The organism is Caulobacter sp. GW821-FHT09B08, from assembly GCF_059418225.1.
In genome coordinates this window covers 1,086,783-1,111,552 of record NZ_JBWKPL010000001.1, presented here as the reverse complement: position 1 = coordinate 1,111,552, position 24,770 = coordinate 1,086,783, and the positions used below count along the sequence as shown (strand labels likewise).

Sequence of the window (24,770 nt, the reverse complement as noted above, 5' to 3'; positions counted from 1 at the left end):
GCGGGGATCAGCCGGCGGCGGCCGCCACGGCCTCGGCGGTGATGCCGAACTCCTTGTAGAGGCGCTCGTACGGGGCGCTGGCGCCGAAGTGGGTCATGCCCACGAACTTGCCGTCCTCACCGATGAAGCGCTCCCAGCCCATGCGGACGGCGGCCTCGACGGCGATGCGGACCGGGGCCTTGCCGATGACCGAGGCCTTGTAGGCGTCGCTCTGCAGCTCGAAGAGGTCCCAGCACGGGGTGGAGACCACGCGGGTCGGCTTGCCCTGGGCTTGCAGGATGTCGCGGGCGGCCACGGCCACCGAGACTTCCGTGCCCGACGAGAAGATCGTCACCTGGGCCTCGCCGCCCTCGGCGGCCAGCAGCTCGTAGGCGCCCTTGGCCGACAGGTTCTCCGAGGCGCTGCCCCGCACGGCCGGCACCTTCTGGCGCGACAGGCACATGACCGACGGCTGGGCGTCGTGTTCCAGGGCGATCTTCCAGCACTCGGCCACTTCCACGGCGTCGGCCGGACGGAAGACCAGGAGGTTGGGCATGGCGCGCAGGGACGCGACCTGCTCGACCGGCTGGTGGGTGGGGCCGTCTTCGCCCAGGCCGATGGAGTCGTGGGTCATCACGTGGATGACGCGCGCCTGCATCAGGGCGCCCAGGCGGATGGCCGGACGGCTGTAGTCGGCGAAGGCCAGGAAGGTGCCCGAATAGGGGATCACGCCGCCGTGCAGGGACATGCCGTTCATGGCCGCGGCCATGCCGAACTCGCGCACGCCGTAGTGGACGTAGCGGCCGGCGTAGTCGGGGGTGTCGAACGCGCCCATGCCCTTGACCAAGGTGTTGTTCGAGCCGGTCAGGTCGGCCGAGCCGCCGATCATTTCCGGGATGGCCGGGATCAGCTGGTCCAGGGCCGCGCCGGAGTGGACGCGGGTGGCGTTGTTCGGCTTGGCCTCGGCGGCCGAGGCCGTGTAGGCGGTCAGCTTGTCGAAGGCGCCGGTGGGCAGCTTGCCGGCCATGGCGCGCTCGAACTCGGCGGCGTTGGCGTTGGTCTTCAGTGCCGCGTCCCAGGCCTTGCGCACGCGGGCGCCGCGACGGCCGACGGCCTTCCAGGCCTTGGCGATGTCGTCGGGCACGGTGAACGGCGCGGCGTCCCAGCCCATGGCGACCCGGGCGTCGGCGATTTCCTTGTCGAACAGGGTGTAGCCGTGGCTGTGGTGGTCGCCTTCCTTGGGACCCGCGCCCTTGGAGATCAGGGTCTTGCAGGCGATCAGGGTCGGGCGGTCCTGCTTGGTGGCCCAGCGCAGGGCCGCGGCGATCTTGGCGTGGTCGTGGCCGTCGACGGCCTTGACCGCCCAGCCGGCGGCCTTGAAGCGCAGCAGCTGGTCGCCGGTCTCGGCGATGGTGGCCTCGCCGTCGATGGTGGTGTCGTTGTCGTCGAACAGGACGGTCAGCTTCGAAAGCTTCAGGCGGCCGGCCAGGCTGATGGCCTCGTGGCTGACGCCCTCCATCAGGCAGCCGTCGCCGGCGATCACCCAGGTGCGGTGGTCGACGATGTCCTTGCCGAAGCGCGAGGCCAAGTGAGCCTCGGCCATGGCCATGCCGACGGCGGTGGCCAGGCCCTGGCCCAGCGGACCGGTGGTGGTCTCCACGCCCGGGGTGTGGTGCACTTCGGGGTGGCCGGGGGTCAGCGAACCCCACTGACGGAAGTTCTCGATCTGCGCCATCGTCATGGCCTTGAAGCCGGTCAGGTGCAGCAGGGAATAGAGCAGCATCGAGCCGTGGCCGGCCGACAGCACGAAGCGGTCGCGGTCGGCCCAGTCGGGCTTGGCGGCGTCGAACTTCAGGAACTTGCCCCACAGAACCGTCGCCACGTCGGCCATGCCCATCGGCATGCCCTGGTGTCCGGACTTGGCCTTGTGGACCGCGTCCATCGAAAGGACGCGGATCGCGTCGGCCATCTTGATGGGCGAAACGGGCATGGGATTTCCGTCTTGTTCTAATGTTTTGCGGGGCTGCGCGAGGCGGCAGGTCGCACGATGCCCCCCGTGGGTCAACCCGGCAGGCGGGCCTGCGGTTCTACCGGGCGCGCCGCGTGGGCGCTATGCAACAACGTCCGGAGGCGTTATAGCTGAAGACAGACTTATGCTCACTTTTAGCATAACCTCGAAAGGCCGGGTCTCTTGAGTTCTCCGTCGTTCTTCTCGCCTTATCGTCATGGGTTCGTTCGGGTCGCCACAGCGGTCCCGAAGGTCAGGCTGGCCGACCCGGCGGCCAATGCGCAGAGCGTCCTGGCCCTGGCGCGCGAGGCCCATGCGGCGGGGGTGGCGGTGCTTGTCCTGCCCGAGCTGGGCCTGACCGGCTACACCATCGACGACCTCTTGCAACAGGACGCCCTGCTGGACGCCGTCGAGGCGGCGATCACGACCCTGGCGGAGGCCAGCGCCGATCTTGCGCCCCTACTGGTGGTCGGCGCGCCGCTGCGCGACGGCGGCCGGCTCTACAATACCGCGGTCGCGATCCAGGGCGGCCGGGTGCTGGGCGTGGTCCCCAAGAGCTTCCTGCCCAACTATCGCGAGTTCTACGAGCGCCGCTGGTTCACGCCGGGCGCGGGCGTCGTCGGCCGCACCCTGGACCTGGCCGGCCAGACGGTGCCGTTCGGGACGGACGTCCTGTTCCGGGGTAACGGCCCGACGGCCTTCACCGTCGGCGTCGAGATCTGCGAGGACGTCTGGACGCCCACCCCGCCCAGCACCGCCCAGGCCCTGGCCGGGGCCGAGATCCTGCTGAACCTGTCGGCCAGCAACATCACCATCGGCAAGTCCGAGACCCGCCGCCTGCTGTGCGCCAGCCAGTCGGCCCGGGCCATCGCGGCCTATGTCTATTCGGCGGCCGGGGCGGGCGAGAGCTCGACGGACCTGGCCTGGGACGGCCATGTCGACATCCACGAGCTGGGCGAGCTGCTGGCCGAAAGCCCGCGCTTCGCCACGGGACCGGTGATGGCCATGGCCGACGTCGATGTCGGCCGCATCCGCCAGGAGCGCATGCGGGTGGTCAGCTTCGGCGACGCCGCGGCCTTGGCCCCGCCCGCTGCGCCGTTCCGGATCGCGACCTTCGACTTCACGCCGCCCGCCGGCGACCTGGCCCTCAAGCGCAAGATCGAGCGCTTCCCCTTCACCCCGTCAGACCCGGCCAAGCTGGCCGAGAACTGCTACGAGGCCTACAACATCCAGGTCCAGGGCCTGGCTCGGCGCCTCGAGGCCTCGGGCCTGAAGAAGCTGGTGATCGGCGTCTCGGGCGGCCTCGACTCGACCCACGCCCTGATCGTCGCCGCCAAGGCCATGGACCAGTTGGGCCTGCCGCGCGGCAATATCCTGGCCTACACCCTGCCGGGCTTCGCCACCTCCGACCGCACCAAGTCCAACGCCTGGTCATTGATGAAGGCCATGGGCGCTGGCGCCGACGAGATCGACATCCGCCCCGCCGCCCTGCAGATGCTGAAGGACCTGGACCACCCCTATTCGCGGGGCGAGCCGGTCTATGACGTCACTTTCGAGAACGTCCAGGCGGGGCTGCGCACCGACTATCTGTTCCGCCTGGCCAACCACAACGGCGCCCTGGTGGTGGGCACCGGCGACCTGTCGGAACTGGCCCTGGGCTGGTGCACCTACGGCGTCGGCGACCAGATGAGCCACTACAACCCCAACAGCGGCGTGCCCAAGACCCTGATCCAGCACCTGATCCGCTTCGTGGCCGCCTCGGGCGACGTGGACGAAGCCACGGGCGATCTGCTGGAAGACATCCTGGCCACCGAGATCTCGCCGGAACTGGTGCCGGGCGAGCAGGTGCAGGCCACCGAGAGCTTCGTGGGCCCCTACGCCCTGCAGGACTTCAACCTCTATTACATGACCCGCTACGGCATGGCGCCGTCCAAGATCGCCTTCCTGGCCTGGAGCGCCTGGCACGACGCGGCGGCCGGCGCCTGGCCGGTCGGCACGCCGGAGACGGCGCGGCGGGCCTATGACCTGGCCGAGATCAAGCGCTGGCTGGAGCTGTTCCTCAAGCGGTTCTTCGCCAACCAGTTCAAGCGCTCGGCCATCCCCAACGGGCCGAAGATCTCGTCGGGCGGGGCCCTGTCGCCGCGCGGCGACTGGCGCATGCCGTCCGACGCCTCGGCCGACACCTGGCTGGCGGAACTGCGCGCCGGAACCCCGACTTGAGTTTTTACGCAACTTCAGTTTTAACGCAACTTTCGTAGGCCCACGGGCGATCTCGAGGTTTGTTGTGCTCGAAACAGGCATGATGGCGTTCAGCGACGCCCCGGCGCGGGAAATCTCGTGACCGCCATCTTCCCCGTCATCCTGTGCGGCGGCTCCGGCGCCCGCCTGTGGCCCGCCTCGCGGCCCGACCGTCCCAAGCAGTTCCTGCGGCTGCTGGGCGCCTATTCCAGCTTCCAGGAGACCCTGCTGCGGGTGCGCGACCTGGCCGGGACGCGCGACATCGTCGTGGTCACCGGCGCGGCCATGGTCGAGATGGTCCGCCAGCAGGCCGAGGAGGTCGAGGCGGCGATCACGGTGCTGGTCGAGCCCCAGGCCCGCAATTCGGCGCCCGCCGTGGCCGCCGCCGCCGTCCATGTCGAGCGGCTGGACCCGGACGGCGTGATGCTGATGCTGGCCGCCGACCACCATGTCGGCGAGCCCGAGGCTTTCCGCCAGGCGGCCCGGGTGGCGGCCACCGCCGCCGAGCAGGGCCTGATCGTCACCTTCGGCGTCCAGCCCACCGGTCCGGCCACGGGCTTCGGCTACATCCGCCCCGGCAAGCCGGCGGGCGCGGGGGTGTTCCAGGTCGCCGCCTTCGTCGAGAAGCCCGACCTGGAGACCGCCCGCCGCTATGTGGCCGAGGGCTATCTGTGGAACAGCGGCAATTTCGCCTTCAAGGCCGCGACCCTGCTGAGCGAGCTGGAACGCCTGGAGCCCAGCGTGGCCGAAGGGGTCCGCGCGGCCTTCGCCGACGCCGTCGCCGAGCCGGGCCTGACGCGGCTGGACGCGGCGGGTTTCGCCCGCGCCGCCAGCATCTCGATCGACTATGCGGTGATGGAGCGCACCGACAAGGCGGCGGTCGTGCCGGCGGCCTTCGACTGGTCCGACCTGGGGGCCTGGGACGCCATCTGGGGCGCCTCGCCCCAGGACGGGGCCGGCAACGCCGCCCAGGGCGACGTGACCCTGGTGGAGACCACCGGCGTCCTGGCCCGTTCGACGGGTCCCTTCGTCGGGGCCATCGGCGTGCACGACCTGATGATCGTGGCCGAGCCAGACGCGGTGCTGGTCTGCCGCCGCGACGACGCCCAGTCGGTCAAGGCGCTGGTCGACGGCCTGAAGGCCCGGGGCCGGGACCTGGCCCACCGTCACCCGACCACCATCGCCGGCGGCGTCGAGCGCCAGCCGGTGGCCCAGACCGATCAGGCCGGGGTCGAGCTCTGGCGCCTGGCCGCCGGGGCGACGGCCACCCTGCCGGTCGCCAGCGTGCAGGTGCTGGGCGGCGCCCTGCGGGGCGATGACCGGACCTGGGCCGTCGGCGAGCGCCTGGAGCCGGCCGCGCCGATCCTCGTCACGGCCGCGACGGCCGCGACCCTCCTGGTCACGACGTGGCGTTGACCGCCTGGTCCAGCTCCAGGATGGCGCAGACGATGTGGTAGAACGAGCTGGCCGGGGCGGCTTCGTCGACGAAGCTTCCATCGGCCTGCAGCTTATCGCGCCACAGCCCCTTCACCGGGGTGTCGAAATACTTCAGCAGAGCCTCGGCGCCGTCGGCGGCGGTGGTCCACCAGCGCGGATCGCCGGTGACCCGGGCGGCCTGGACGCCGGCCTTGATCTGCTCGGTCTGGGCCCACAGGCGCGCGATGTCGTCATGCACGCTCATGTCGTCCAGCAGGGCGAAGATCGCCACGCCGCGCTTGGGGTCCACGCCCGGACCCTGGCCGATCTCGATCATCTGTAGCGCCGCCGAAGTGGCGTCGTCGCGCCCGGCCAGCTTGCCCCAGCGCAGCAGCAGCCAGGCCCATTCGAACTGGTGGCCGGGCTCGAGGATCCGACCCTGGACGCCCGGCGCCGGGTTCCAGTCGCCGTCGTAATATTCCCGCAGGCCGCCGGTCACGGGGTCGATGAACTTGGTGAGAGCCAACTGCGCGATCTCGTCGGCCAGGGTGCGCCAGCCCGCGTCGCCGCCCGCTTCGATCCAGGCCAAGCTGGCCTCGAACAGGTGCATGTGCGGGTTGGAGAGCAGCGGCAGGCTGCGCGGGACGCTTTCCTCGAAACCCGCGACAGGGTGCTTCAGCGTGGCGTACAGAGCCGCGCGCAGGTCCGTGGCCAGGCTGGTCACGTCTTCGCGCTCGGGCAGCACCGAATGGGCCATGGCCAGGCCGAACAGGCCGAACGCCTGGTCGTAGAGATCGACCTTGTCGTCCAGCGGCGCGCCGTCGCTGGCCACCAGGGTGCGCATGAAGCCGTCGGGGCGGCGGTACTTGCTCAGATAGAAGTCCAGCCCGTGCTCCAGGGCCTGCTTCCACGGCCCTTGCCAGCCCAGCAGGCCCGCGGCGGCGTAGGAATAGATCTGCCGGGGCTGCACCCGCGCCCGGCGCGGCGCCTCGACCGGCGTTCCGTCCAGGGCGATCTTCTCGAAGAAGCCGCCATTGACCTTGTCGGCCCCGACCTCCCACCACAGCGGGAAGGCGTGGTCCAGCGCCCAGGCCTTGAGCGTGTCGCGCAGGCGGACGAGGCGGGCGAAGTCGTCGGTCATGGTATCGGTCCCTTGGAGACGGCCGGGCCGTTCTAGGCGGTCGCGGCGTGCTTCGCCAAGCCTTGGCCCCAAACCAATGCCCGAGCGGGTCGGGACTTTTCCCGACTTGGCTCCGAAGCCCCGGGCGGATAAATGACCTGCCCCCGAAATTCTAGCGAAGCACAGCGCCATGCAGATCTTCCTCGACAGCACCGACACCAAGGTCATCGCCGACCTGGCCTCCACGGGCCTCGTGGACGGGGTGACCACCAACCCGACCCTGATCGCCAAGTCGGGCCGCCCGATGCTCGAGGTGATCGCCGAGATCTGCGACCTGGTGCCCGGCCCGATCAGCGCCGAAGTGGCCGCCACCACCCACGAGGCCATGGTCGCCGAGGGCAAGAAGCTGGCCTCGATCGCCCCCAACGTGGTGGTGAAGATCCCCCTGACCCGCGACGGCCTGATCGCCTGCGCCGCCTTCGCCGGCGAGGGCATCTCGACCAACGTCACCCTGTGCTTCTCGCCGACCCAGGCCCTGCTGGCCGCCAAGGCCGGCGCGACCTACGTCTCGCCGTTCATCGGCCGCTTGGACGACTACGGCTTCGACGGCATGGACCTGATCCGCGACATCCGCGCGATCTACGACAACTACGGCTACGAGACCGAGATCCTGGCCGCCTCGATCCGCAACGCCACCCACGTCAAGGAAGCCGCCATCGTCGGCGCCGACGTGGTGACCATCCCGCCGGCCACCTTCTCCGACCTCTTCAAGCACCCGCTGACCGACAAGGGCCTGGAGCAGTTCCTGAAGGATTGGGCCGGCACGGGGCAGTCGATCCTCTAGGAAGGCGAAGCCTCTTCATTTCCTGCGCGGCCCCGGAGCAATCCGGGGCCGTTTGCATTTTGCACCTGCTAAGTTTGTTCGCATTTGCGAACTGGCGCGTTAAGCTCCCAGTATCCTTGTGGAGCGCGCCCATGAAAGCCGCCGACATCGCCGTCGAGATCTGCATCGCTTCCGCCGAGGAGGCCCTGCGCTTCTCGGTCTTCGTGCGGGAATTCCTGGCCCGCAACGGCTTCCCGTTCGTGATGATCCACAACGACCCGGACGTCGCGCCGGAACAGCCCGGCGAGCGGCGCAAGGTGGTGTTCGAGGACGCGGTGGTCAGCCGCAAGTTCGCCCGCGAATGGAGTCTGGGCGCCGCCGCGGCCTAGCTGGCGTAACGGCGTTTGCGCTTTCACAAAACCGGCCTAGATAGGGAGATCGTTTCTCTCCGTCGCCGAGTTGCGCCATGAACGACCCCAAATCCGCCCTTCCTCCGGTTGCCGCTTCCGCGCTCGACCTGATCGGCCGCACGCCGATGATGGAGGTCCGCAACCTCGACACGGGGCCGTGCCGACTGTTCCTGAAGCTGGAGAACCAGAACCCCGGCGGCTCGATCAAGGACCGGGTGGCGCGCTCGATGATCGAGGCGGCCGAGGCGGACGGCAGCCTCAAGCCGGGCGGCACGATCATCGAAGCCACCGCCGGCAATACGGGCCTGGGCCTGGCCCAGGTGGCCACCCTGAAGGGCTATAAGCTGATCCTGATCGTGCCCGACAAGATGGCGCGCGAGAAGATCCTGCACCTGCGGGCCATGGGCGTGGACGTGCGCCTGACCCGCAGCGACGTCGGCAAGGGCCATCCGGAATACTACCAGGACATGGCCCAGACCCTGGCCCAGTCGATCCCCGGCGCGCTCTACGCCAACCAGTTCGAGAACCCGGCCAATCCGCTGGCCCACGAGACCACGACCGGTCCCGAGATTTTCGAGCAGATGGGCGGCGACATCGACGCGGTGGTCGTGGGCGTCGGCTCGGGCGGCACCTTGACCGGCATCGGTCGGTTTATGGCCAAGCACTCGCCGAAGACGGAGATGGTGCTGGCCGACCCGGTCGGCTCGATCCTCTGCGACTACGTGGCGACCGGGACCTATGGCGAGGCCGGGTCGTGGATCGTCGAGGGCATCGGCGAGGATTTCATCCCGGTCAACGCCCAGATGGACTTCGTGAAGAAGGCCTATTCGATCAGCGACCGCGAGAGCGTCGACACCGCCCGCCTGCTGCTGCGCAAGGAAGGCGTGCTGGCCGGCTCGTCCTCGGGCACCCTGCTGGCGGCGGCCCTGCGCTACTGCCAGGCCCAGACCGAGCCGAAGCGGGTGGTGACCCTGGTCTGCGACACGGGCGCCAAGTACCTGACCAAGATGTTCAACGACATGTGGCTGGCCGCCCATGGCTTCGACCAGCGCGAGCTGCACGGCGACCTGCGCGACCTGATCGCCAAGCGCTACGCCGACGGCGGGGTGGTGGCCATCGGGCCCGACGATACCCTGCTGACCGCCTACAACCGCATGCGCTCGTCCGACATCAGCCAGTTGCCGGTGGTCGACCACGGCAAGCTGGTGGGCATTCTCGATGAGAGCGACATCCTGGCCGCCGTCGAGGGCGTGGAGGACGACGATCGCGGTCCCAAGTTCAAGACCCTGGTCGGGGCGGCCATGACCAAGGCGCTCAACACCCTGCAGTCGACCCAGGGCGTCGACGCCCTGCCCGACGTCTTCGACCGCGACGAGGTGGCCCTGGTCTGCGACGGCGAGGAATTCGTGGGGGTGATCACGCGGGTGGACCTGATCAACCACTTGCGGCTGAGCGCGTAGGTGTTGCGGATTTGTTCTCGCGGAGTCATGCTGTGGGCGTCGACGATACAGCCGAGGGTCGTGTGATCATGAAAGTCGAATTGACGCCCGCGCTTGAAGCCTTCGTCCAAGACAGCATCGCCGACGGCCGTTATCGCGACGCCAGCGAGGTCGTGAGTTCTGGCCTTCAGCTTCTTCAGGATCAGGACGCTCGCAAGGCGGCGTTCATGGCGATGCTGAAGGAGGCCGAAGAGGAGGCCGAACGCGACGGCTATTTCACAATCGAAGAGGTCGTGGCCGAAATGGACGCGATCATCGATGCGGTCGAGGCAGAGAAAGCCAAGGCCGCAGCCGAATAGATGCCGCCCGCCATCCTGGCCTCAGGCGCGCGACGCGACATGCGAAACGCCGTGCGCGTCATCGCTCAGGACAATGTTTCGGCCGCTCGCCGCTTTCCCAGAGCAGTGGAGGCGATCGCCCGACGGATCGGAGAATTTCCGGAGATCGGCGTCGAGCGCCTGGAACTGGCTTCGCCGCCCTATAGGTTCGTGGTTGTCTCCGGCTTCTCGTACGTCGCGGTCTATGATGCGTCCCAACGGCCGCCGGCTATCTTGCGTATCCTTCACGGCGCGCGGGATCTCCAAGACATCCTGAGGGATCTCCCTCACAACAGAACCTGAATCCTCGCCTGAAAGCCGTCCGCATGACCGACATCCCTGGCAAGAACCGCCTGGCCTTCGCCACCCGCACGATCCATGGCGGCCAGTTTCCCGACCCGACGACGGGGGCGGTGATGGTGCCGATCTACGCGACCTCGACCTACGTCCAGTCCAGTCCCGGCGAGCACAAGGGCTTCGAGTACAGCCGCAGCCATAACCCGACGCGGTTCGCCTTCGAGCGGTCCATCGCGGATCTGGAGAGCGGCACGGCTGGTTTCGCCTTCGCCTCGGGCCTGGCGGCGGCCTCGACGATCCTGGAAATCCTCGACAGCGGCGCCCACGTGATCGCCAGCGACGACCTCTACGGCGGCTCGTTCCGGCTGTTCGACAAGGTGCGCAAGCGCTCGGCCGGCCTGACCTTCAGCTTCGTCGACATGGGCGATCTGGCGGCCATCGAGGCGGCCATCACGCCGCAGACGAAGATGATCTGGGTGGAGACCCCGACCAATCCGATGCTGCGTCTGGCCGACCTGTCGGGGATCGCGGCCCTGGCCAAGAAGCACGGCCTGATCACCGTGGCCGACAACACCTTCGCCAGCCCCTATGTCCAGCGGCCGCTGGAGCTGGGTTTCGACGTGGTGATGCATTCGGCCACCAAGTACCTGAACGGCCACTCCGACGTGGTGGCCGGCGTGGCGGTGGTCGGCGAGAACGCCGAGATCGCCGACAAGCTGAAGTTCCTGCAGAACGCCGTGGGCGGGGTGCTGGGGCCGTTCGACAGCTTCCTGGCCCTGCGCGGCGTCAAGACCCTGGCCCTGCGCATGCAGCGAGCCTGCGACAGCGCCCTGGCCATCGCCAAGTGGCTGTCGACCCGCAAGGACGTCGAGCGGGTGATCTATCCGGGCCTGCCCAGCCATCCGCAGCACGAGCTGGCCAAGCGCCAGATGCACGGCGGTTTCGGCGGCATCATCTCGGTGGAGCTGAAGGGCGATGTGAACACCGCCAAGCGGATGCTGGAGCGCACGCGCCTGTTCACGCTCGCGGAAAGCCTGGGCGGGGTGGAGAGCCTGATCGAGCATCCGGCCATCATGACCCACGCCTCGATCCCGGCCGATCAGCGCGCGGCGCTGGGCATCTCCGATACGCTCATTCGGCTTTCGGTGGGGATTGAGGACTGCGACGACCTGATCGCCGACCTGTCCGAGGCTTTGGGAGTCTGAACAGGTGATGGTCCTTGTCGCCCGGCATGGCCGGCGACGGGTCCGGGGCCTTGGACTTGCGCGGCGGCGGCAGCTCCCGCGTCGGGTCCTCGGCCCACAGGTGGGCGGCCAGCATCAGGTCGGTCTTCACCGGGCCGTAGTCCTCCTTGGCCGTCCAGACGCGGATGGCGGCCTGGGCGAAGGCTTCGGAGAGATCGACGACCTCGATCATCACCGCCGGTTCCTTGCGCACCCGCGGATCGCCCTCGGCCCGCTCGCGCATCTTCTGCAGCACGGCCACCAGGTCGGTCTTCAGCGGCACCTTGAACACCACGTCGGCCCGTCGCGTGCGGTGGGTGGAGTAGTTGAGGATGACGTCGCCGAACACCTTGCTGTTGGGGATCATCACCTTGACGTTGTCGGGCGTGGCGATCTCGGTGAACAGCAGGTCCAGCGATTTGACCGTGCCGTTGCGGGTCGAGGTCTCGATCACGTCGCCCACCTTGTAGGGACGGAACAGCAGGATCATCACCCCCGCCGCCACGTTCGACAGGGCGCCCTGTAGGGCCAGGCCAATAGCCAGCGAGGCCGCGCCCAGCACCGCGATGATCGAGGTGGCCTGCACGCCCAGCTGCTGCAGCACCGCCACCAGGCCCACGGCCACCACGGCGTAGCGCACCAGGGACGACAGGAAGCTCTCCAGCGTCGGGTCGGGGTTCTTGCGATGGACGCGGCCCAGCGCCCGCCTGGCCACCCCCGCCAGCTTGCCCGCCACCCAGAAGGTGAAGGCCAGGATCAGGGCGGCGACCACCAGGTTCACCGCCACCTTGCCCAGCCAGTCGAGGAAATGCCCGAACATGGTCTCGTCGGCTTTCACGTTGGCGAGCGAGGGAAGGGTGATGTCGGACGGTACGGCGTTCGGCTTGGTCTGCATGCGTCTCTCGATGGCGCCCCCGCGCCAAGCCGTCAACGAACCAGCTTCCGCGCCGTTCCTTGGACGGCCACGCTTCGTTCCGGAGAAACACTCGGTTACATCAATTGGCTCGAAACCGTCGCAAACCGCCTCTAAGAGCGCCGCCCATGAGCATGTCCTTCATCGACCTCGCCGCGCAGCAGCGCCGGATCCGCGACAAGATCGACACGGCGATCGCCGCCGTGCTCGACAGCGGCGCCTATGTGATGGGCCCGCAGGTGCGCGAGTTCGAGGCCAAGCTGGCCGCGTTCGGCCAGGCCGAGCTGGCTCTCTCGTGCGCCAACGGCACCGACGCCATCGCCCTGCCGCTGATGGCCTGGGGCGTGGGTCCCGGCGACGCGGTGTTCTGCCCGTCCTTCACCTTCGCGGCGACGCCCGAAGTCGTGCCGTGGGTCGGCGCCACGCCGGTATTCGTCGATGTGCTCTCCGACACCTTCAACCTCGACCCCGCCAGGCTGGAAGCGGCCATCGCCGGCGTAAAGGCCGAGGGCAAGCTGACGCCCAAGGTGGTGATCGCCGTCGACCTGTTCGGTCAGCCGGCCGACTATCCGGCCATCAAGGCCATCTGCGACCGCGAAGGCCTGAAGCTGATATCCGACAGCGCCCAGGGCTTCGGCTGCACCCTGGACGGCAAGCACCCGCTGCACTGGGCGGACGTCGCCACCACCAGCTTCTTCCCGGCCAAGCCGCTGGGCTGCTACGGCGACGGCGGGGCGGTGCTGACCAACGACCAGACCCTGTGGGACCTGATGGACAGCTACCGGGTGCACGGCAAGGCCGTAACGCCCGACCTAGTGGGCCGCACCTTCGACCACGACACCAAGTACCTGAACACCCGCATCGGCATGAATTCGCGGCTGGACACGATCCAGGCCGCGATCCTGATCGAGAAGCTGGCCATCTTCCAGGAAGAGATCGACCTGCGGCAGGTCGTGGCGAACCGCTACGCCGAGGGCCTGGAGGGCGCGGTGATCGCCACGCCCAAGGTCATCGACGGCGGCGTCTCGGTCTGGGCCCAGTACGTGATCGAGCACGACAACCGCGACGGTCTGGCCGCCCACCTGAAGACGCAAGGCATCCCCACGGCCGTCTACTACCCCGTGCCCATGCACGTGCAGGCGCCCTATGCCGCCTTCCCGCGCGGCGCCGGCGGCCTGCCGGTCACCGAGGCCAAGGCCGAGACCGTGCTGGCCCTGCCGATGCACCCCTATCTGGCGCGGGACGACCAGCAGCGGATCATCGACGCGATCCGGGCGTTCAACGGCTGAGCCCGCCGCATTCCCGCCTCACCGGACGGTATGGTGAGGCGCGCGCGGCTTAGAAGGTTCAGATGCACGATCCAGTGACGTCGTTCGTGGTGGCGGTGTTCAGCATGCCTGGCGCCGCCCTGATGATGGCCGGCGCCATCCTGGTCTTCGCCATCGGACTGATCGTCCAGTCGGGCCACTTCGAATACGCCTCCCTGCGCGAGGACCTGACCCGCCGCGCCGAGATGCTGGACGGGCTGAGCGGCGACCGCCAGGCGGCCTTCGCCGAGAACTTCACGGCCATCGACAAGCGCCTCGGCGACGTCGCCCACCCCGCGCTGGAGCTGGGCTGGGCCCATTATCGCAGCCAGCTGACGCCCACCGAGGACGGACGCCTGGCGGCCTCGGTCCACGCGGCCGATGTCTTCGACCATGCCGACACGCCGGCCCGGACCCTGGAGTGGTGGGCCAACCTGATGGTGGCCATCGGCCTGGTCATCACCTTCATGGGCATCGTGGCGGCCCTGACCGAGGCCACCGCCGCCATGGCCCCCGACGCGGCCGGTTCGGGCGGCGCGGCCATGCAGGGCGCGCTGGTCCATCTGCTGACCATCGCCGCCACAAAGTTCTGGACCTCGATCGCCGGGGTGCTGGCCTCGATCATCCTGCGCCTGGCCGCGCGCCGCCGCCGCCAGGTCATCGAGGGGCTGGAGGCCCACTTCTTCGCCCTGCTGGACGCCTGCGTTCGCTTTGCCCCGCCCGAGAAGGTGATGCTGGAGCAGCTGGCGGTGCTGGGCCGGATCGAGGCGGCCCTGGCCGGGCGGCCCGCCCCGGCTCCGCGCGCGGCGGATGTGGCCTGATGCGACGCAGGCGCGGTCGCGCGGCCGACGTCGAGGAGGGCGAAAGCTACTACGTCTCGATGACCGACATGATGGTGGGGGTGATCTTCATCTTCATCATCATGCTCAGCTATTTCGCCTTCGAGTTCCGCGCCTCCACCGTCCGACTGAAGACGGCCAAACAGCCGGAGACCGCCGTCCTGCTGACCCAGGCCGCCGCGCTGCAGCCGCGCAACGCCGACATCCAGGTCGACTACAAGGCCAGGGTGCTGTGCGTGCCCGAGGCCGTGCTCAGCGAGAGCGGCGACGGCGCCCCGGGCGAGCGGCGCTGCTTCTCGTTCTCGCCGCCGGCCAAGTCGCCCGCCGCCCAGACCGTCTCGGCCGGCGACGCCCAGCGCCTGCTGCTGGAGTCGCTGGAGGCCGACCTGCGCGACGCCAAGGCCCCGCTCGCCGGCCCCGCCTCGAACGACACCCTGGCCTTCAAGGCCGGCCAGATCTTCCTGCCGGGCACGGCCACCCTGTCGCCCGACGGCCAGAGGATCGCCGGCCAGGTGGCGCAGACCCTGGCGCGCCGCCTGCCTTGCCTGGGCTACGGCGCTCCGGCCTCGGCGGCTTGCGAGCCGGGCGGCGCCAAGCTGGCGGTGGTCAATGTGGTCGGCCAGACGGCCCTGGACGCCTTCACCCCCGAGGGCCAGCAGGCCGCCGCCCTGGCCCTGCAGCGCGCGGTGGCCTTCCATCGCGGCCTGACCGCCGCCCAGCCGATGCTGGCCACCCTGCGCAACGTCCCGGCCGGCGAGACCGGATCCCAGCCCCTGTTGCGGGTCGCCAGCGTGGGCCAGTCGCAGGAAGCGGCCGCCAAGGTCGGGGATGACCAGATCGTGAGCATCCAGTTCCGGATGGCCGCCGACTAGGCGCGGGAGCCATTGGGGGTTTGGCGAGCGGGCGGCCTCGTCCTATATGCCCCCATCGCGTCTCGCGCCCGCCGGCGCTTCGGCGTTTCCGGCCCAGTGGAGAGCGTCATGTCGTCCAGTCCAGAAGCCGTCGCCCGGCCCCATGCCGGCATGGGGTTCGGCCAGTTCGTCGCCCTGATCGCGGCAATGATGGCCACCAACGCCCTGGCCATCGACTCCATGCTGCCGGCCATGCCGCAGATCGGCGAGGCCCTGGGCATCGCCTCGGCCAACGAGCGCCAGTGGATCCTGACCGCCTATCTGCTGGGCTTCGGCGTGGCCCAGATCGCCTACGGCCCCCTGGCCGACCGCTATGGGCGCAAGCCCGTGCTGATGGTCGGGCTGGGGCTCTATGTGGTGTTCGCCGCGGCTTGCGCCTTCGCCACCTCGTTCGAGATGCTGCTGGCGGCGCGGGCCCTGTGCGGCGTCGGGGCGGCGGCCACGCGGGTGCTGTCGGTGTCGATCGTGCGCGACTGCTACAGCGGCCGGCAGATGGCGCGGGTGATGTCGCTGTCGTTCATCGTCTTCCTGGGCGTGCCGATCATCGCCCCGTCGGTGGGCCAGGCCATCCTGCTGGTCGCGCCCTGGCCGTGGGTGTTCGGGGTGCTGTCGCTGTTCGGCCTGGCGGTGATCGCCTGGGCGGCGCTGAAGCTGCCCGAGACCCTGCATCCGGAAGACCGCGTGCCCCTGGCCGCTGGTCCGGTGCTGGCGGCGTTCAAGGACTGCCTGACCGACCGGATCGCCGTGGGCTACACCCTGGCCGCCACCCTGGTGCTGGGCGGGCTGTTCGGGTTCCTCAACTCGGCCCAGCAGGTATTTGTCGACGTGCTGGGCGCGGGCCGGTCTTTCCCGCTGATCTTCGCGGCCATCGCCGGCGGCATCGCGGTCTCGTCCCTGCTCAATTCCCACATCGTCGAGAAGCTGGGCATGCGGCTGGTCTCGCACACGGCCCTCGTGGCCTATATCGCCTTCGCGGTGGTCCACGCCTTCGTCGCCGTCAGCGGCCACGAGACCCTGTGGACCTTTTCGCTGCTGCAGGCGGGGATGATGTTCTGTTTCGGCCTGGTGATGGGCAATTTCGGCTCGATCGCCATGGAGCCCCTGGGCCATCTGGCGGGCACGGCGGCCTCGGTGCAGGGCTTCATCACCACCATCGGCGGGGCCCTGTTCGGCTTCTGCATCGGCCAGCTGTTCGACGGCACCACCGTGCCCCTGACCCTGGGCTTCGCGGGCTTCGGCATCGCCGGCCTGATCGCCGTGCTGATCACCGAGAAGGGCCGCATGTTCCACCCCGGCTCGGGCTCCCCGGCGGCCGAGGGGGCCGGGTTCCACTAATCCAGCATCCGCTCCAGGGTCTCGAGTTCGTCCGCCTCCCGTGAAGGCTTGTCCCAGCGGATGCGGCTGATGCGCGGAAAGCGCATGGCCACGCCCGACTTGTGGCGGGTCGAGCGTTGCAGGCCCTCGAAGGCCACCTCGAACACCAGGCCGAAGTCCTGGTCGGCGCGCACCGAGCGCACCGGCCCGAACCGCTCGACGGTGTGGTCGCGCACGAACTTGTCGATCTGCTTCAGCTCCTCGTCGGTGAAGCCGAAATAGGCCTTGCCCACGGGGGTCAGATGGCGCGCCCCGGTCTCGTCCTCGCGCCAGACCCCGAAGGTGTAGTCGGAATAGAAGCTGGAGCGCTTGCCGTGGCCGCGCTGGGCGTACATCAGCACCGCGTCGATCAGGCGGGGATCGCGCTTCCACTTGAACCACGGGCCCTTGGGACGGCCCGGCTCGTAGACGCTGTCCCAGCGCTTGAGCATCAGCCCCTCGGCGATGGCCGGGTCGCCGTCGGGCGGATCGGCGCGCAGGGCGGCCAGGCCCTCCCAGGTGTCGAACGGCTGGATCGGCGACAGGTCGACGCGGGGGCTGGCCGCTTTCGCCACGAAGGCCTCCAGCCGCTCGCGCCGCTCTCTGAACGACAGACCCCGCAGGTCGGTCTCGCCGTCCAGCAAGAGGTCGTAGGCGCGGATGCCCGCCGGGAAGTCCCGCAGCTGCCTGGCGTCCACCGTCTTGCGGTTCAGCCGCTGCTGCAGATCGCCGAAACTGGCCACGGCGCCGTCGCGCATCACCAGCAGCTCACCGTCGATGGCGCCTTCGAAGGTCAGGGCCTCCAGCACGTCGGGAAACGTAGCCGAGATGTCGTCGCCGGTGCGGGTGTAGAGCCGCCTTTCGCCGCGCTCGCTGACCGCCTGGACGCGGATGCCGTCCCACTTCCATTCGGCGGCGTAGTCGGCCGGGTTCAGCTTGCCGAAATCCACCGCCTCGTCGATCGCCTGCGCCAGCATCACCGGCCGGAAGCGTCCCGGCGCGTCAGGCGAGGGGCGCTCGGACCGGCCTTCCAGCCACGCGAAGAGGTCGCCATAGGGCGGGGCCATGGCGTGCCAGACTTCCTCGACCGCCCCGATCTCGACCCCGCCGAGATCGGCGCAGGCCTGCTTGGCCAGGCGCGCCGAGACCCCCACCCGCAGGCCGCCGGTCATCAGTTTCAGCAGCGCCCAGCGGCCGTCGGCGTCCAGCGCGTCCAGCCACCCCTCGATCAACCGCTGGACCTCGGCGCGCGAGGCGGTGCGCAAGGCTTCGACCACCTCCGAAAGGTCCGGTTCGCGATTGGCGCCGGGCCGCTCCGGCCAGGCCAGCGCGACGGTCTCGGCCAGGTCCCCGACATAGTCGTAGGACCAGGCGAACAGCTGGGCGTCCATCCGGCTCTCGACGGCCTTCCTGATGAAGGCCGGCTTGGCGGCGTTGAACGACAGCGCCCCGGTCAGGGCCGCCAGCACCCAGCCGCGCTCCGGATCGGGCGTCTGGCGCAGGAAATCCTTGATCAGGGTCAGCTTGGCGTTGCGCGAGGCGGTCAGGGACAGCCGGTCGAGAAGATGGGCGAAGGCGCGCATGGTCGCCATTCAACGCGCGAAACGGCCTTGGCGCTACGGGAGCGGTGTTTCCTCGGGCGGAGGCTTGCGGGGCAGGCGGGGCAGGCGCTTGCGCAGCACCCAGACCGCCAGGCCCAGCACCAGGAGCCAGGGCGCGGCCCAGGCGACGAACAGCACCAGGGCCGCCAGGGACCGCGCCAGGATCGAGGCGATGTCGGCCAGGGCCTGGGCCAGCGGCGCCCAGGCGCCGGTCGGGCGGGTCACCGCGCCGGATTCGTAGCGCAGGGTCAGGGCCGAGGTGGCGACCCGGGTCTTCATCACCGCCAGGGTCGACTGGGCGGAATCGATCTCGCCCTGCACCCGCGCCAGCTCCTGTTCGACCTCCAGCAGCTCCGAAAGCTTGCCGGGGCGGTCGGCCAGCAGGGCCTGCAGGCGGTCGCGCAGGGTGGTCTGGGCGCGCAGCCGGGCCTCGCCGTCGACGATGGAGCGAGTGAGGTCTTCGCTGGTGACCTGGGAGTCGGTGACCCGGCCGCCCACCGCCTTGGCGTCGGCGTCCAGTCCGCCCCTCAGCCTGGCGATCCAGGCCGGCGAGGCCCGCAGCGACAGCGTCGCCTCCGTCACCCCGCCTTCCGCGCCGCCGCGGCTGGAGGCGATCACTTGGCAGTCGGCCGTTCCGGCCGCGACGCAGGCCTTCTGGTGGGCGTCCATCAGCGGCTTGATGCGGCCGGCGGGCGCCCAGATCGTGTCGGCATAGTCGTAGGCGATCATCGGGCCGGCGGCGGTCGGCGTCTTGGCGGCCTCGGCGGCTTGCCGCGCCGAACCGGCCACCGGCGACGGCGCCTCCATCATCACGGCCGCGTCGGAATAAGACTTGTCGGCCGGGATCTGGCGGCCGCACCCTGCCAGGACGAGGCTTGCGGTCAGCAGGACGGCGAGGCGCATGGCGGATCCCCTACGAGGTCGATGCGGCCACGCTAGCAGGTCGCGCGACGCACGCCAGCATAAAATTGACAGACGTAATTTTAAAGCGTCAGCCCGCCCGCGTCTCGTCCAGCTGGCCCAGGATCATGATCTTCTGCCAAATCTTGCGGCCCAGGTCCGAGGTCAGGGTCTCGATGTCGTTGACCGCGGCGATCACCGTCGGGTCGTCGCTCTCGCCGGCATAGAGGGCGGCCAGCTTGGCGACCAGGGCCAGCATCTCGGCGCAGTAGTCCAGGTAGCGGGCCAGTTCGAAGCGGCTCATCTCGCGGGCCGGCGAGGAGCGCGTGCGCGGGCCCAGCACCAGGGTCGGGTCCTTGGTCAGCTGGTGCATGTCGATCACGTGGGCGAACGACCGCAGCTCGTGCAGGGCCTTCTGGACACGCGAGCGCTTCCACCGCGACTCCAGCGAGACCAGGAACCAGATGGCCGCCGCCGACAGCAGCAGCAGGTTGATCACCGGCTCCAGTCCCTGGGCCAGGTTCAGGGTGTCGGCCTTGCGCAGGCTGTCCAGCCAGTCCAGGCGCCCGACCAGCATGGCCTCCAGCCCGACCGCCGTCAGGGCGATGGCGGCGACCAGGGTCCGCAGCCCCAGATACGGCCGCGACAGGCGATGGGCGCGCTGGGCGGTGACCCGGGCCGTCGCCGCCAGCTGGCCGCAGACCTCGGCCAGACCCGAGTCCGGAAACCGTTCGGCCACGCGGGCCGTCAGGTGGTCCAGCGTCTGCACCACCTTGTCGGCGTTCAGCTTCAAGACGCCGTTGCGCTTGGCCATGCGGGTCCCCCGATCCGAGAGACGAGGCTAACACGGCCGCGAGGCTGGACGTCAATTCAAACGTCTGTTTAAATCCTCGCATCCGGCTTCAGGAGGACGACATGACGTTCCAGCCGCCCGAGCCCTTCGCACCCCACCCGCGCACGAGTCCGCTGACCGCGCCGTGGGAACCGATCTTCGCCGACATCCGCGAGGACCGCTGGGTGCTGGCCGTGCAGGTGCGCGAGCCCCACACCAATTCGCGCGGCAATCCCCACGGCGGCCTGATCGCGGCCCTGGCCGACAACGCCATGGGCCTGTCGTGCGGGGTGATGCTGGGCCGGCTGAAGATCCCCAGCCGGGGCCTGGTGACCATGTCCCTGGGCCTGGACTACCTGGCCGCTGCCCAGATGGGCCAGTGGCTGGCCTTCGACACCGACTTCATCAAGCCCGGCAAGTCGATCTGCTACGCCGAGGCCACTGTGCGCGCCGACGACAAGCCGGTGGCTCGGGCGCGAGCGACGTTCAAGGTGGTGTAGGGGCAACGCCGTTCATACGTTGCGCCTTCAAGGTGAAGAAGACTCTTCGCTATCTCGCGGCTCAATCAGTCTCCATGCGGTCCGCTTCCGCGCTGAATTCCCGCATCACCTCGTCAGGATGACGATGAGTGAACATATAGTCGATGGAGTTTCGCCAGAGAGTCATGTTCAGCACAGCCGGATCATCCTCCTCCTGATCGTAGTAGGCGCCATCCGGCTCGTCGTGCTCATTATCGAGCCTTAGGACACGTGTTGGGCTTAGTGGAAGTAACACTACGGTGCCAGGGTCGGAGATGCCACGAAACGTCCCCGATGGATGGGCGATAGCTACCGGATTGTCCGTTGTTATAAATAGTGGCTGCCGCATGGTAAGCATCGAGTAACGCATATCGAGAAGTTTTGGCGCTATATCGCCAGCGTTGGCGATATATGCATTCCACGAAGCCTTCATTTCCTCTTCACCGGCGTTTTGAAAAGTGGGCCAATCGCTCGGATCGACTCCCCGTCTCACGCCACCGATGGTGATGTGAGTGGGCAATTCATCGAAAGCAGAAATCTGATCCACCATCTGGCGGTGCGTTTTTTTCCACCGGTCGAATTGAAGCGGGTTGCGCACGTAAGTGGTGGCCACGATCAAGGCCAGCATCTTGCGCAGTGGTTTCCAGTTCAAATCAACTGTTTCGTTACAGAGCAAGCGCCACATGCGTTGGCCGAACCATTGCTCTAGATCACCAAGTTTTTTCTCAAGAGAATCATCACGTTTCCCATCTGTACCCAGCGGTGCGTATAGGTGATGCTTCACTGCGACTTTGTCGATCCGTTTGAGCTCTGGATCGCCGCTAGTTTTGCTGAATCGCCAAATACGATTGCGATCCCCCTCGACGCTAAACGTGCGAAGGTAAGATTGCGAAACCCAGTGGCATCGTTTTGTAGTTTGCGCCGCCATTCGTCCTACTCCCCCTCCTCCTCGTCATAGCCCACCAGCCGCAGCGCCCGCGCGGGGATGCCTTCCAGCTCGCACCAGCGCTCCAGGGCCTCTTCGCGGCCGTGGGTGATCCACACCTCGCCGGGGCGCAGTTCGTCGAGGGTGGCGGTCAGCTCGTCCCAGTCGGCGTGGTCGGAGATGACCAGCGGAAGTTCGACGCCGCGCTGGCGCGCTCTTGCCCGCACCCGCATCCAGCCCGAGGCGAAGCAGTCGACCGGGTCGGGGAAGCGCCGCGACCAGCGGTCGGCCAGGGCCGAGGGCGGGGCGACGATGATCGCGCCCTCGAAGTCCTTCTTCCTGGTGTCGGTGGTGGCCGGGGCCAGCGGTCCGAGATCCACGCCGTGGCGCTCGTAAAGGCGGTTGAGCCGGTCCATGGCCCCGTGCACATGGATGGTCCGGTCCCAGCCCGCTTCGCGCAGCAGGCGGATCACCCGCTGGGCCTTGCCCAGGGCGTAGGCGCCGACGATGTGGCTGCGCTCGGGGAACTGCTCGACCGACCGCAGCAGGGCCGCGACCTCGCCCCGGTCGTCGGGATGGCGGAACACCGGCAGGCCGAAGGTCGCCTCGGTCACGAAGACGTCGCAGGGCACCGGCTCGAAGGCCGGGCAGGTGGGGTCGCGGCGGCGCTTGTAATCGCCGGAGACGACGATGGTCATGCCCTTCCAGCGCACCACGGCCTGGGCCGAGCCCAGCACGTGGCCGGCGGGGACCAGCCCCACCTCGACGCCGTTGTGGGTGATGGTCTGGCCATAGGCCACCGGCTGGCGGCGGACGGCGAAGTCCTCGCCATAGCGCTCGGCCATGATCGCCAGGGTCTCGGGGGTGGCGGCCACCGTCCCGTGGCCCGAGCGGGCGTGGTCGGCGTGGCCATGGGTGATCACGGCCCGGCCCACGGGACGGACCGGGTCGATATAGAAGTCCCCGGGCGGGCAGTAGAGCCCGTCGGGCCTTGGACAGATCAGGTCTTGCGGCTTCATCACGGTGGATATGGGAACGCGGGCGGCTATAACCGTATCCCGATGACCGACGAAGAACACCGCGCCATAGCCCAGGCGATGAACGAGGGCAGCCCCCAGGCCAAGGCGCTGGGCCTCCAGACCCTGGAGATCGGCCACGCGGTGGCGATCCTGAAAATGCCCTATCGGCCCGAGATCGTCGGCGATCCCGAGACCGGCGTCATCGCCGGCGGGGTGATGACCACCCTCTTGGACCACACCTGTGGCCAGGCCGTGCACGCGGCGCAGTCGGAATGGGGCTTCATCGCCACCCTGGACCTGCGCATCGACTACATGCGGCCCGCCGAGCCCGGTCGCGACATCCTGGCCCGGGCCCACTGCTACAAGCTGACCCGCTCGGTCGCCTTCGTGCGGGCCGTGGCCTACGAGGACGATCCGGACAACCCGGTGGCCGCCGCCCAGGCCGCCTTCATGCTGGACTCCAGCGCCGGCCGGAAGCCGGGCGCCAATTTCAAGCCGCCGCGTGGAAGCTCCCCGACCGGCGCCTCGGGAGACATGGCATGAGCGACGCTCAGGACAAGCTGAACGCCGTCCTCGCCTCGATCCCCTATGCCCGCTTCATCGGGGTGCGGGCCGAACTGGCCGGCGACGAGATGACGGCCGTCCTGCCGTTCTCCGACACCATCGTCGGCAATCCGATCCTGCCGGCCATCCACGGCGGGGTTCTGGGCGCCTTCATGGAGATGACGGCCCTGGCCCAGCTGTCGATCCTGGAACCGTTGAAGCGCCAGCCGCGCACCATCGACGTGTCGATCGAATATCTGCGCTCGGGCCGTCCTCTGACCACCTATGCCCGCGCCAAGATCAACAAGGTCGGCCGGCGGATCGCCAACGTCCATGTCGAGGCCTGGCAGGAACAGCGCGCCGCCCCCATCGCCGCCCTGCGCGGCCATTTCCTGGTGACCTCGGCGGAAGACTGACCCGGCCCCCTGGCGGTCCATATCGACCACCGATATGCGCCGAACGCCGGTCTTCCGAGGTAAAATATTGCTAAGTGAAGCTCGATAATAGCTACATTACACTCGTGTAATGCGAGTTTCTTGCGTCAACGTTTCTTAAAAAGGCTTCATGAAGCAAAGGTAACGGGTGTTCACCATCCGCCGGGCCTATACCCCTGATCACCGGACGCGGTCGTCGCGCCGGACTTTCAGGGAACCAAGACAATGACCTTCTCCAACAACGCCTTCGCCGGTTTCGCCAGCATCGTCCTGGCCATGCTGCCCCTCGTCGTGATCGCCGGTTCGCTCGTCACGAGCTTCTAAGTGATCGCCGCGTAACTCCGCCGGATAGCGACCCTTTAGGCTTCGAGAGCCTTGCGGGCCGCCCGGTGGAGAAGGGCGTGACGATGCGCCAATCGATCGATGTCGGGGTCGTATCCGCCGCCGATCACCCCGGTCACCGGGATATTCCTTTCCAGACACGAGCCCAGGACGAACGCCTCGCGCCGCGCCAGGCCCTCGTCGCTCAGACCAAGACGCCCCAGTTTGTCGTCCGCATGCGGATCGACCCCGGCGTTGAAGAACACCAGGTCCGGCGCCGTCCGCGCCAGAAGGTCCGGCAGGATCGCCTCCAGCTTCTCCAGATAGGCCGCGTCGCCCGTGCCGTCGGCCAGGTCGATATCCAGGTCGCTGACCGCCTTGCGGGCCGGAAAGTTCTTCTCGGCATGCATCGAGAAGGTGAAGACCGCCGGCTCGTCCTCGAAGATGCGCGCCGTGCCGTCGCCCTGGTGAACGTCCAGGTCCACCACCAGCACCTTGCTCACCGCGCCTTCCGCCAGCAGCCGCCGGGCCGCCACGGCCACGTCGTTGAAGACGCAGAAGCCGGCCCCGCCTTCGGCCGAAGCATGATGGCTGCCGCCGGCGGTGTTGCAGGCGATGCCGTGCGCCAGGGCCAGGCGCGCGGCCGCCAGGGTGCCGCCCACCGCCGCCTGGGCGCGCCTGGCCACCGACTCGGTGTTGGGCAGGCCCACCCGCCGCGCCACGTCGGCCGGCAGGGTCAGGTCGATCACCCCGCGCACATAGGCCTCGTCGTGGACCAGCAACAGGCTTTCCAGGTCGATGGGCTCAGGCAGGACGAAACCGGCCGGTCCTGCCACGCCCTCGGCCTCCAGCACTGCGGCCAGGCGCGAGAACTTGTCCATCGGAAAGCGATGGCCCGGCGGCATCTCGGCGCGGAAGGCGGGGTGGTGGATGATCGGCGGGAAGCGGTCGGCCATGACCCCACGATGGGAAGCCGGACGATCTGACGCAAGGTCATGTCTTGCCCGGCTGGTCCCACAAGACT

24 protein-coding genes are annotated in these 24,770 nt (G+C 68.6%); 15 read left to right on the top strand and 9 right to left on the bottom strand.

Annotated features, from left to right (window positions below; genetic code table 11):
- Nucleotides 1-7: 7 nt before the first annotated feature.
- Entirely contained in the window at nucleotides 8-1,969 is a 1,962-nt protein-coding gene (gene tkt, locus AC07OA_RS05255) for a transketolase (protein ID WP_494662704.1), read from the bottom strand.
- 201 nt (nucleotides 1,970-2,170) lie between these two features.
- Between tkt and AC07OA_RS05250 the strand changes: the two genes are divergently transcribed.
- The gene (locus tag AC07OA_RS05250; RefSeq protein ID WP_494662703.1) at nucleotides 2,171-4,207 is read left to right on the top strand and encodes an NAD(+) synthase; all 2,037 of its coding nucleotides are present in this window, start codon (nucleotides 2,171-2,173) and stop codon (nucleotides 4,205-4,207) included.
- A 117-nt stretch (nucleotides 4,208-4,324) separates the two neighbouring features.
- Nucleotides 4,325-5,641: a mannose-1-phosphate guanylyltransferase/mannose-6-phosphate isomerase gene (locus AC07OA_RS05245; protein WP_494662702.1), complete on the top strand. Its 1,317-nt coding sequence runs from the start codon at nucleotides 4,325-4,327 to the stop codon at nucleotides 5,639-5,641.
- On the opposite strand, the gene AC07OA_RS05240 is transcribed toward AC07OA_RS05245, so the two are convergent.
- Nucleotides 5,625-6,782 (bottom strand): AGE family epimerase/isomerase, encoded by a 1,158-nt coding sequence (locus AC07OA_RS05240; protein ID WP_494662701.1) that lies wholly within the window; start codon nucleotides 6,780-6,782, stop codon nucleotides 5,625-5,627. The genes AC07OA_RS05245 and AC07OA_RS05240 overlap by 17 nt on opposite strands.
- Nucleotides 6,783-6,951: 169 nt before the next feature.
- Here AC07OA_RS05240 and fsa point away from each other — a divergent pair, with 169 nt between their 5' ends.
- The 6 genes from fsa (at nucleotide 6,952) to AC07OA_RS05210 (ending at nucleotide 11,312) form a co-directional block, all read left to right on the top strand.
- On the top strand, nucleotides 6,952-7,605 hold the full coding sequence (gene fsa, locus AC07OA_RS05235) for a fructose-6-phosphate aldolase (protein ID WP_494662700.1): 654 nt from the start codon (nucleotides 6,952-6,954) through the stop codon (nucleotides 7,603-7,605).
- Nucleotides 7,606-7,736: 131 nt separating this feature from the next.
- Complete coding sequence (locus AC07OA_RS05230) at nucleotides 7,737-7,973, top strand: hypothetical protein (protein ID WP_494662699.1); 237 nt, start codon at nucleotides 7,737-7,739, stop codon at nucleotides 7,971-7,973.
- Between the two features lie 77 nt (nucleotides 7,974-8,050).
- Nucleotides 8,051-9,454, top strand: a complete 1,404-nt coding sequence (locus AC07OA_RS05225) for a pyridoxal-phosphate dependent enzyme (protein ID WP_494662698.1) — start codon at nucleotides 8,051-8,053, stop codon at nucleotides 9,452-9,454.
- Between the two features lie 32 nt (nucleotides 9,455-9,486).
- Nucleotides 9,487-9,792: a type II toxin-antitoxin system ParD family antitoxin gene (locus tag AC07OA_RS05220; RefSeq protein ID WP_494662697.1), complete on the top strand. Its 306-nt coding sequence runs from the start codon at nucleotides 9,487-9,489 to the stop codon at nucleotides 9,790-9,792.
- A complete protein-coding gene (locus tag AC07OA_RS05215; RefSeq protein WP_494662696.1) occupies nucleotides 9,793-10,113 on the top strand; it encodes a type II toxin-antitoxin system RelE/ParE family toxin in 321 nt (106 codons plus the stop codon). It begins immediately after the preceding gene.
- Nucleotides 10,114-10,136: 23 nt separating this feature from the next.
- Nucleotides 10,137-11,312, top strand: a complete 1,176-nt coding sequence (locus tag AC07OA_RS05210; protein WP_494662695.1) for a trans-sulfuration enzyme family protein — start codon at nucleotides 10,137-10,139, stop codon at nucleotides 11,310-11,312.
- Here AC07OA_RS05210 and AC07OA_RS05205 read toward each other — a convergent pair.
- Nucleotides 11,239-12,225: a mechanosensitive ion channel family protein gene (locus AC07OA_RS05205; RefSeq protein ID WP_494662694.1), complete on the bottom strand. Its 987-nt coding sequence runs from the start codon at nucleotides 12,223-12,225 to the stop codon at nucleotides 11,239-11,241. The genes AC07OA_RS05210 and AC07OA_RS05205 overlap by 74 nt on opposite strands.
- A 146-nt stretch (nucleotides 12,226-12,371) precedes the next feature.
- On the opposite strand from AC07OA_RS05205, the gene AC07OA_RS05200 reads away from it, so the two are divergent.
- The 4 genes from AC07OA_RS05200 (at nucleotide 12,372) to AC07OA_RS05185 (ending at nucleotide 16,635) form a co-directional block, all read left to right on the top strand.
- Nucleotides 12,372-13,532: a DegT/DnrJ/EryC1/StrS family aminotransferase gene (locus tag AC07OA_RS05200; RefSeq protein WP_494662693.1), complete on the top strand. Its 1,161-nt coding sequence runs from the start codon at nucleotides 12,372-12,374 to the stop codon at nucleotides 13,530-13,532.
- 62 nt (nucleotides 13,533-13,594) lie between these two features.
- Nucleotides 13,595-14,371: a hypothetical protein gene (locus tag AC07OA_RS05195; protein ID WP_494662692.1), complete on the top strand. Its 777-nt coding sequence runs from the start codon at nucleotides 13,595-13,597 to the stop codon at nucleotides 14,369-14,371.
- Complete coding sequence (locus AC07OA_RS05190) at nucleotides 14,371-15,261, top strand: hypothetical protein (protein ID WP_494662691.1); 891 nt, start codon at nucleotides 14,371-14,373, stop codon at nucleotides 15,259-15,261. The genes AC07OA_RS05195 and AC07OA_RS05190 overlap by 1 nt, the downstream gene beginning before the upstream one ends.
- Before the next feature lie 150 nt (nucleotides 15,262-15,411).
- Nucleotides 15,412-16,635, top strand: coding sequence for a multidrug effflux MFS transporter (locus tag AC07OA_RS05185; protein ID WP_494662924.1), 1,224 nt, complete (start codon nucleotides 15,412-15,414; stop codon nucleotides 16,633-16,635).
- Here AC07OA_RS05185 and AC07OA_RS05180 read toward each other — a convergent pair.
- The 3 genes from AC07OA_RS05180 to AC07OA_RS05170 form a co-directional block, all read right to left on the bottom strand.
- A complete protein-coding gene (locus AC07OA_RS05180; RefSeq protein ID WP_494662690.1) occupies nucleotides 16,632-18,245 on the bottom strand; it encodes a cisplatin damage response ATP-dependent DNA ligase in 1,614 nt (537 codons plus the stop codon). The genes AC07OA_RS05185 and AC07OA_RS05180 overlap by 4 nt on opposite strands.
- 24 nt (nucleotides 18,246-18,269) lie before the next feature.
- Nucleotides 18,270-19,157, bottom strand: coding sequence for a DUF4349 domain-containing protein (locus tag AC07OA_RS05175; protein WP_494662689.1), 888 nt, complete (start codon nucleotides 19,155-19,157; stop codon nucleotides 18,270-18,272).
- 88 nt (nucleotides 19,158-19,245) lie between these two features.
- Entirely contained in the window at nucleotides 19,246-19,968 is a 723-nt protein-coding gene (locus AC07OA_RS05170; RefSeq protein WP_494662688.1) for a hypothetical protein, read from the bottom strand.
- 101 nt (nucleotides 19,969-20,069) lie between these two features.
- On the opposite strand from AC07OA_RS05170, the gene AC07OA_RS05165 reads away from it, so the two are divergent.
- Complete coding sequence (locus AC07OA_RS05165; protein WP_494662687.1) at nucleotides 20,070-20,486, top strand: PaaI family thioesterase; 417 nt, start codon at nucleotides 20,070-20,072, stop codon at nucleotides 20,484-20,486.
- A 61-nt stretch (nucleotides 20,487-20,547) separates the two neighbouring features.
- Here AC07OA_RS05165 and AC07OA_RS05160 read toward each other — a convergent pair whose 3' ends face one another.
- Together AC07OA_RS05160 and AC07OA_RS05155 are read right to left on the bottom strand one after the other, a co-directional pair.
- The gene (locus AC07OA_RS05160) at nucleotides 20,548-21,432 is read right to left on the bottom strand and encodes a DUF4238 domain-containing protein (RefSeq protein ID WP_494662686.1); all 885 of its coding nucleotides are present in this window, start codon (nucleotides 21,430-21,432) and stop codon (nucleotides 20,548-20,550) included.
- A 5-nt stretch (nucleotides 21,433-21,437) separates the two neighbouring features.
- A complete protein-coding gene (locus tag AC07OA_RS05155) occupies nucleotides 21,438-22,448 on the bottom strand; it encodes a ligase-associated DNA damage response exonuclease (RefSeq protein WP_494662685.1) in 1,011 nt (336 codons plus the stop codon).
- Between the two features lie 42 nt (nucleotides 22,449-22,490).
- On the opposite strand from AC07OA_RS05155, the gene AC07OA_RS05150 reads away from it, so the two are divergent.
- Together AC07OA_RS05150 and AC07OA_RS05145 are read left to right on the top strand one after the other, a co-directional pair.
- On the top strand, nucleotides 22,491-22,991 hold the full coding sequence (locus AC07OA_RS05150; RefSeq protein ID WP_494662684.1) for a PaaI family thioesterase: 501 nt from the start codon (nucleotides 22,491-22,493) through the stop codon (nucleotides 22,989-22,991).
- On the top strand, nucleotides 22,988-23,407 hold the full coding sequence (locus AC07OA_RS05145; RefSeq protein ID WP_494662683.1) for a PaaI family thioesterase: 420 nt from the start codon (nucleotides 22,988-22,990) through the stop codon (nucleotides 23,405-23,407). Before AC07OA_RS05150 ends, AC07OA_RS05145 begins: the two co-directional genes overlap by 4 nt.
- Nucleotides 23,408-23,784: 377 nt before the next feature.
- Here the strand turns inward: AC07OA_RS05145 and AC07OA_RS05140 are convergent, their stop codons facing one another.
- Nucleotides 23,785-24,702: a histone deacetylase family protein gene (locus AC07OA_RS05140; protein ID WP_494662682.1), complete on the bottom strand. Its 918-nt coding sequence runs from the start codon at nucleotides 24,700-24,702 to the stop codon at nucleotides 23,785-23,787.
- Nucleotides 24,703-24,770: the final 68 nt, after the last annotated feature.